This is a genomic window from Pseudomonas sp. P5_B2 (genome assembly GCF_056400445.1).
In genome coordinates this window covers 1-7,665 of record NZ_JBFULH010000190.1, presented here as the reverse complement: position 1 = coordinate 7,665, position 7,665 = coordinate 1, and the positions used below count along the sequence as shown (strand labels likewise).

Here is a 7,665-nt window from a genome sequence, read left to right as displayed (position 1 = left end):
TCCGTCGCCAGCCTAAAAACGTATGTGAAACACAACGGCCCACCAAAAGGCGGGCCGTTATGCGTAAAGCCTGGCGGATCGATCAGTCCTGACGGCTGGTCACTTCCAGCAAGTGATAACCGAACTGGGTTTTCACCGGGCCTTGTACGACGTTGATTGGAGCGCTGAACACCACGGCGTCGAATTCCTTGACCATTTGGCCAGGACCGAACGAACCCAGGTCGCCGCCTTGACGGCTGGACGGGCATGTGGAGTTGGCTTTGGCGACTTCGCCGAAATCAGCGCCGCCTTCGATCTGGGCTTTCAGTTCGTTGCACTTGGCTTCCGAGGCAACCAGGATGTGACGGGCAGTGGCTTTAGCCATGGGAAATACTCCTTTCAATATTCAGTAAAGTGCGGAGCCTACCGGATTCAGTGGTCTATTTCTCGTCAAAGTTCCGGACAGATTATAGGCCGGCGTTTCTCAGACGCTCGGCATGCTGCACATAGAGCGCCAGGGGATCGATGGCTTTGCGATTCAGGCCGCCTGTATGACCGAGGCTGCTCAGGTGATCCAGCGGATAATCGGAGCAGATGACTTTTCCCAAGTGTGAGCTGTAGCGTCCGACCATGCCGTCATTTTGCTCCGCTTCCGTGGTGAAATAATGGGAAAAGGCGCGAAGGAACCCATGCAGCGGATCGAGCGCATAAAGCCCTTCGTCGAGAAGGGTTCCCTGTAACGTGCCGCTCCACGAGTAATAACGCACACCGTTGACCAGTTCACGCCCTTTACCACCCCATGTCTTCGGCAACCCTTGAGGGTACTTGTCGTTGAAAGCACCCACGCCTTCGGTGGTCAGCGCATTGAGCGCGGCGACAGCGTTCTGCGGCAGGTGCGGGTTGCCGCTGAGCAACGATATAAAATCGGCGAACAGCGTCGCCACCGTTGCGGCGACATGTTCCGGCAGACGGCCGGGCGTCAGTGCCTTACGCAGGAAGTCGGCCAACTCAGAACCGTGGTTTGGGCCGCTGACGGAAGTCACCKATGCAATGGCATGGGGGGCCAGCGCCGCTGCATAGCGTGCGGCCAATGCACCTTGGCTATGGCCGATCAAGTTGACCTTGCTGGCGCCGGTTCCCTCCAGCACCCGGTCGATCTGTGCCAACAGTTGGTCGCCACGCGCTTCGTTGCTATGCGTAGCCGACAACTGCGGGATGAACACCCTTGCCCCCGCATTTCGCAGGGACTGCTTGACGTTATGGAAGAATTCGGCCGTGCCGATGCGATCGAAGCCGAAGAGCCCGTGGATCAGCAGGATAGGGTACTGGGTGTTTGCATTCCGTAGCATGTTCATTCCTTTTCGCGGTCGTTCAGAGGTGTGCAGATGGGCTCACTCTAAAGCACCTCTACGCTTCAGCGGTGTATGAGGGATCCGCTGTAAGCTGATGAAAAAGGAATAGAAAACGTAGGAAATTTCGAATGTGGTTGAAGTCTCGTTCGGAATGTTTCGACATCTTTTAATCTGTAACTGCGCGTTTGCCTGCGATGGCCTACTCAGGAAACACCATTACCTGTCAGTAATGTCGTGTTTAAGCCACAACGCAGTCCGTAGCAGCTGGCGAAGACTGCATCGGCCGGTCCGCGCTCGGGCGCAGCAGTCGTAAACCTGAGTTTGCGGACTTCCTGAAACACCGCATCGTCTGGTTTTACGACGGCTTCGCCCGAGCGCGGACTGGCCGACGCGGGCTTCGCCAGCTACAGAATTGCGTTAGCCTCGTTTATTGATTCCCGCGCTGCGCTCGAAGCCGGTCGGCGCCCTGGCGCATCAACTGCTCTGTCCCGGCCCAGCCAAGACAGCCATCCGTGACCGAGACGCCGTAGCGCAGGGTTGGACTCAAGGGCTGGCAACCTTCGAACAAATGACTCTCGATCATCATGCCGATCAGCGAACGGTCACCTTGCAGGCGTTGTTCCAGTACGTCGTTGAACACCGGGGGTTGCCGTGCCGGGTCTTTGCCGCTATTGGCGTGGCTGCAGTCGACCATGATCCGTGCAGGGATCTTGAGCCGAGTCAAATCGCGGTTTACCTGGGCGACGCTGTCGCGGTCGTAGTTCGGTCCACGGTGTCCGCCGCGCAACACCAGGTGAGTGTCGGGATTGCCAGGCGTCTGGATGATCGCAGGATGTCCCTGGCTGTCGACGCCGAAATGCCGATGCGGATGGGCGGCTGAGCGCATGGCGTCGCTGGCAACCGCCACGCCGCCATCGGTGCCGTTCTTGAACCCGACCGGCATGCCAAGGCCGCTGGCCATTTCCCGGTGGATCTGCGATTCGGTGGTACGGGCACCAATTGCCACCCAGCTCAGCAGGTCATCAAAGTAACCGGCGGCCATGGGTTGCAGCAATTCGGTGGCAATCGGCAAGCCGAGGTGGAGCATTTCGCGCATCAGCTCGCGCGACAGCGTCAAACCGCCGGCCATGTCATCGCTGCCATCCAGATGCGGGTCGTAGGCCAGGCCTTTCCAGCCGACAGTGGTGCGAGGTTTTTCGACGTAAGCCCGCATTACCAGCAGCATTTCATCGCTGACGTCGGTGGCGAGTCGGGCAAGGTTGGTCGCGTATTCGAGGGCAGACTGCGGGTCATGAATCGAGCAAGGGCCGACGATTACCAGCAAACGGGAGTCTTCACCGTTGAGGATCGCACGGACCGCGTCGCGGTGAGCAGCGACTTGTCGGGTCAGGGCGTTGCTGAGGGGTAGTTGCTGTTTGAGTTGCAATGAGCTGGGCAGACGTAAAGTCAGCGCTTCATTGGCAGGGCTCAACGTGGAAAGCGGCAGAGCAGAGACGGACGAGTTCATGGCAAGGCTTCCTGGGCTGGCGGCGGGTTCGTTCCCGCGCGCTCGGCCCTACTGGGGTGTTCGACAATTGGCCGGATTGGCTGCGTGTGTGTGTTTGCCACCTGTGGGTGACCGATCGGAGGCGGCAGGCTGTCCCGAGCGGAGGCTGGTAAATCGCCATGCGGCAAAACTGTCGTAACGGTAATAAGTGGCGTAGTTCATGTCGTGAATCCTCAAAGTGTCTGGTGTGTCGCAAATGTGTGCGGGGCTGAAAAAACAAAACCCCCGGTCGGGAGGCCGACCGGGGGTTTGGAAAACTCTGGCGGCGACCCGTTTAAAGTGGGCGCCTTGTGGGTATCAGGCGCGCCAGTGGCTAAACCAATACCCAAAATAAAAGCTGACCGGAGCGCACACGTCATTCACCCGCGCAGCTGCCGTCGAGCGCAGCGCGCTGATCGTTGGAAGCTGTGAGAGGGCGTTGAACATGGTCTGTCTCCGATGGATGCGCCGAGCTTACTCGAGGCCGGTGCGCAGTTTCAATCAGAAAATGCTATCGATGGTCGACTGTGTTTTCTATCGCTTTAATGCACGCCGCTTTATGACACACTTTGGGTTTTGCCCACCCATTAACGTCACAAGGATGAAGCATGACGCCATTGATCATTGCCGCCGCTCAATCAATCTCCATCGCGGGTGATCTCGCCGCCAACATTGTTCGGCATCGGCGCTTCATGCAGGTTGCCGCGGAGCAAGGTGTTCAGTTGCTGGTCTTTCCGGAGTTGTCACTGACTGGGTATGAGCGCGGCTTGGCGGCCGGGTTGGCAATCGCGCCGGATGCCGAGGTGCTGCGGCCGTTGCGCAATTTCGCCCGGGAAGTCGGTGTGACGAGTGTTGTCGGCATGCCGATTCGGCTGTCAGACGATTCGCCGGTATTGATTGGCGCATTGGTGTTCGGTGCTGATGGATCGCTCGGGGTTTACAGCAAGCAGCATTTGCACCCCGGCGAAGAAGTGGCGTTTGCCCCGGGCGCAGGTGGTTCGATGTTGACGGTCGGAGAAGATAGGGTGGCGCTGGCGGTGTGTGCCGATTTTTCTCACGCCAGTCATGCTGCCGCCGCCGCGGAGCAGGGCGCCGACCTGTATGCCGCCGGGGTGCTGATCACGGAAAACGGCTATGCCACGGACACGGAACTGCTGCAAGGCTACGCCGTTACGCATTCAATGATGGTACTGATGGCCAACCACGGCGGTGCAACCGGAGGCTGGGAGTCTGCAGGGCGCAGTGCAATCTGGGCGCCGGACGGTTCGCTCATTGTTGCGGCACCGGGCAGCGGAAATTTGATGACAGTGGCTCACCGCGAAGCGGGTGTGTGGCGCGGGCATATCGTTGATGTTTCGGAGGCTTGAATGCATTTCGAATTACGGCCGGTGGCACCCCGGGATCTCGACTTCGCCCGGAAGCTGACACGCGACAATATGATGCGCTATTACATTCAGCACGACTTGCTTTGGCTGGATGAGGCGTTTGATGTCGCTTGGGCCGGGCGCGAGAACCGCGTGATTGTGCGCAATGATGCAGTTTTGGGTTTTGTCAGCTTGAGTCGTGATGCGAATGCCTTATACATTCGCGAACTGCATATCCTCGGGGCATTCCAGGGGCAGGGCGCGGGCTCCTGGGTGATCGATCAGGTATTCGCACTTGTGTGCCAGGAACGACGCCCGGCGTTACGCCTGACCGTTTTTGAAAACAATCCGGCAAAAAAGCTTTACGAGAGAAAAGGGCTGAAGGTGGTCGGCAAAGACGAGTGTTTCCTGAGAATGCAGCGTGATGCCGGTGGGGTGCTGCGCTGAAACACGCGGGCAACAAGCCTTTCAAGACGAATTGATACTTTTTATATGACGCTTGCCGCTAGGTCTGCCAGTTGCTTTTTGCTAAGGTGTCCGGCAACCCAATTAGACCAAATCGCGAGGTGTCTGCTTGATTAGGGTGCTAGTAGTCGATGACCATGATCTCGTTCGTACAGGCATTACACGAATGCTGGCTGACATCGATGGCCTACAAGTAGTCGGCCAGGCTGAGTCAGGGGAAGAATCCCTGCTGAAAGCGCGTGAGCTGAAACCTGATGTGGTGTTGATGGACGTCAAGATGCCCGGGATCGGCGGTCTTGAAGCTACGCGCAAACTATTGCGCAGTCACCCGGATATCAAAGTCGTCGCGGTCACCGTGTGTGAGGAAGATCCGTTTCCGACGCGGTTGTTGCAGGCCGGTGCTGCCGGTTACCTGACCAAGGGCGCCGGGTTGCCGGAAATGGTTCAGGCCATTCGCCTGGTGTTTGCCGGGCAGCGTTATATCAGCCCGCAGATTGCCCAACAACTGGCGATCAAATCCTTCCAGCCGACCAACGATTCGCCCTTTGATGCGTTGTCCGAGCGCGAGATTCAGATCGCGCTGATGATTGTCGGCTGTCAGAAAGTACAGATAATTTCCGACAAACTTTGCCTGTCGCCCAAAACGGTCAACACTTACCGTTACCGCATTTTCGAGAAGCTTTCGATCAGCAGTGATGTCGAGCTGACGCTGTTGGCGGTTCGTCACGGCATGGTCGATGCCAGCCTCTGACAATGACTGAAGCCTTCGATCCCAGCGCTTTTCTGTCGACGGTCAGTGGGCGCCCCGGTGTGTATCGCATGTTCGACAGCGAAGCGCGCCTGTTATATGTAGGTAAAGCCAAGAACCTGAAGAATCGCCTGTCGAGCTACTTCCGAAAATCTGGCCTGGCGCCCAAGACGGCGGCGCTGGTGGCGCGTATCGCTCAAGTCGAAACCACCATCACCGCCAACGAAACCGAAGCCCTGCTGCTTGAGCAGACGCTGATCAAGGAATGGCGCCCGCCGTATAACATCCTGCTGCGCGATGACAAATCGTACCCCTACGTTTTTCTCTCGGATGGCCAGTTCCCTCGCTTGAGCATCCATCGCGGCGCGAAGAAGGCCAAAGGCAAGTATTTTGGTCCTTACCCGAGCGCCGGCGCGATTCGCGAAAGCCTGAGCCTTTTGCAAAAGACATTTTTTGTCCGTCAGTGTGAAGACAGCTATTACAAGAACCGCACGCGACCTTGCCTGCAATACCAGATAAAACGTTGCAAGGCACCGTGCGTGGGGTTGGTCGAGCCTGAGGTGTACGCCGAAGACGTTCGCCACTCGGTGATGTTCCTTGAAGGGCGCAGCAATGCCCTGACGGACGAGTTGTCTGCGGGCATGGAGGAGGCGGCGATCAATCTGGAATTCGAGCGCGCCGCGGAGTTGCGTGACCAGATTTCATTGTTGCGCCGCGTCCAGGACCAGCAAAGCATGGAAGGCGGCACCGGCGATATCGATGTGATCGCTGCCTTCGTCAATCCGGGCGGTGCTTGCGTTCACCTGATCAGCGTGCGCGGTGGACGGGTGCTGGGCAGCAAGAACTTCTTCCCGCAAACCGGTATCGACGAAGATGTATCCGAAGTCATGGCCGCCTTTCTCGGCCAGTACTTCATCACCAGCCCCGAGCGCGACTTGCCGAGCGAGCTGATCGTCAACGTAGTTCATGAAGACTTCCCGACGCTGATCGAAGCCATTGAAGCCCTGCGCGGTCGCGAACTGACGATCAGTCATCGGGTACGCGGTACGCGAGCGCGCTGGCAGCAATTGGCGGTCACCAATGCCGAGCAGGCCTTGGGCGCACGCCTGGCTAATCGTCAGCACGTCGCGGCACGTTTCGATGCACTGGCAGAAGTGTTGAACCTGGACGAGCCACCACAGCGTCTGGAGTGTTACGACATCAGCCATTCCAGCGGCGAAGCGACCGTGGCGTCTTGCGTGGTGTTTGGCCCGGAAGGCCCGATCAAATCCGATTATCGCCGCTACAACATTGAAGGCGTGACGCCGGGGGATGACTACGCCGCAATGCATCAGGCCTTGACCCGCCGCTTCAGCAAGTTGAAGGACGGTGAGGGCAAGCTGCCGGATATTCTGCTGGTGGACGGCGGCAAGGGGCAGCTGTCCATGGCGCGTGATGTACTCAATGAACTGGCGGTGCCGGATTTGATTCTGTTAGGCGTGGCCAAAGGGGCAACACGCAAGGCCGGTTTCGAAACCTTGTACCTTAACGATGCGGCCCACGAGTTCACCTTGCGCGGCGATTCCCCTGCGCTACATTTGATCCAGCAAATACGCGACGAAGCTCACCGTTTCGCGATTACCGGGCACCGCGCACGCCGAGGAAAAACCCGCCGTACGTCCACGCTTGAGGGCGTGGCCGGCGTCGGGCCGACACGGCGTCGCGATTTATTAAAACATTTTGGTGGATTGCAAGAGCTGTCTCGTGCCAGCATCGAGGAGATCGCCAAAGCACCCGGGATCAGTAAAAAGCTCGCAGAGTTGATTTATGCAAATCTGCACAGCGAGTAGAATGCCAACTCACCTCGTAGCCAGTTGTGCCGATGAATATCCCTAATCTGATTACCGTTCTACGCGTCCTGCTCATCCCGATCTTCATTTTACTGTTCTACCTGCCTTACCACTGGAGCTACCTGGCGTCTGCCTCGGTCTTCGCATTTGCCGCCGCTACAGACTGGCTGGACGGTTATCTGGCCCGACGCCTGGAGCAAAGTACCCCGTTCGGGGCTTTCCTCGATCCCGTGGCGGACAAGCTGATGGTCGCCGTGGCACTGGTCTTGTTGGTCCAAGAACACGGCAACCTGTGGCTCACGCTGCCGGCCGCTGTCATCATCGGTCGCGAAATTGTCGTCTCGGCATTGCGCGAATGGATGGCCGAACTCGGCGCCCGTGCTCATGTTGCGGTGTCGAACCT

Annotated in this window: 9 protein-coding genes; 5 read left to right on the top strand and 4 right to left on the bottom strand. The window is 58.2% G+C overall.

Going from position 1 to position 7,665, the window contains the following annotated elements; translation table 11 throughout:
* Positions 1–82: 82 nt before the first annotated feature.
* The 4 genes from AC1DRJ_RS15425 to AC1DRJ_RS15410 all read right to left on the bottom strand — a co-directional run bounded on the left by AC1DRJ_RS15425 (position 83) and on the right by AC1DRJ_RS15410 (position 3,303).
* Entirely contained in the window at positions 83–364 is a 282-nt protein-coding gene (locus AC1DRJ_RS15425) for a peptidylprolyl isomerase (RefSeq protein ID WP_007943531.1), read from the bottom strand.
* 82 nt (positions 365–446) lie between these two features.
* Positions 447–1,328 (bottom strand): lipase family alpha/beta hydrolase, encoded by an 882-nt coding sequence (locus tag AC1DRJ_RS15420; protein WP_477802929.1) that lies wholly within the window; start codon positions 1,326–1,328, stop codon positions 447–449.
* Between the two features lie 430 nt (positions 1,329–1,758).
* A complete protein-coding gene (locus AC1DRJ_RS15415) occupies positions 1,759–2,838 on the bottom strand; it encodes a 3-deoxy-7-phosphoheptulonate synthase (RefSeq protein ID WP_477802928.1) in 1,080 nt (359 codons plus the stop codon).
* A gap of 336 nt (positions 2,839–3,174) precedes the next feature.
* Positions 3,175–3,303, bottom strand: a complete 129-nt coding sequence (locus tag AC1DRJ_RS15410) for a hypothetical protein (protein WP_477802927.1) — start codon at positions 3,301–3,303, stop codon at positions 3,175–3,177.
* A gap of 161 nt (positions 3,304–3,464) precedes the next feature.
* Between AC1DRJ_RS15410 and AC1DRJ_RS15405 the strand changes: the two genes are divergently transcribed.
* From AC1DRJ_RS15405 to pgsA, 5 genes are all read left to right on the top strand, one after another.
* Positions 3,465–4,223, top strand: a complete 759-nt coding sequence (locus tag AC1DRJ_RS15405; protein ID WP_477802926.1) for a carbon-nitrogen hydrolase family protein — start codon at positions 3,465–3,467, stop codon at positions 4,221–4,223.
* Positions 4,224–4,667, top strand: a complete 444-nt coding sequence (locus AC1DRJ_RS15400) for a GNAT family N-acetyltransferase (protein WP_477802925.1) — start codon at positions 4,224–4,226, stop codon at positions 4,665–4,667.
* A 127-nt stretch (positions 4,668–4,794) separates the two neighbouring features.
* Positions 4,795–5,436: a response regulator transcription factor GacA gene (gene gacA / locus AC1DRJ_RS15395; RefSeq protein ID WP_008015884.1), complete on the top strand. Its 642-nt coding sequence runs from the start codon at positions 4,795–4,797 to the stop codon at positions 5,434–5,436.
* Between the two features lie 2 nt (positions 5,437–5,438).
* Positions 5,439–7,262 (top strand): excinuclease ABC subunit UvrC, encoded by a 1,824-nt coding sequence (gene uvrC, locus AC1DRJ_RS15390; RefSeq protein ID WP_477802924.1) that lies wholly within the window; start codon positions 5,439–5,441, stop codon positions 7,260–7,262.
* Between the two features lie 32 nt (positions 7,263–7,294).
* On the top strand, positions 7,295–7,665 hold a 371-nt coding region (pgsA, locus tag AC1DRJ_RS15385; protein ID WP_477802923.1), incomplete at its 3' end, for a CDP-diacylglycerol--glycerol-3-phosphate 3-phosphatidyltransferase.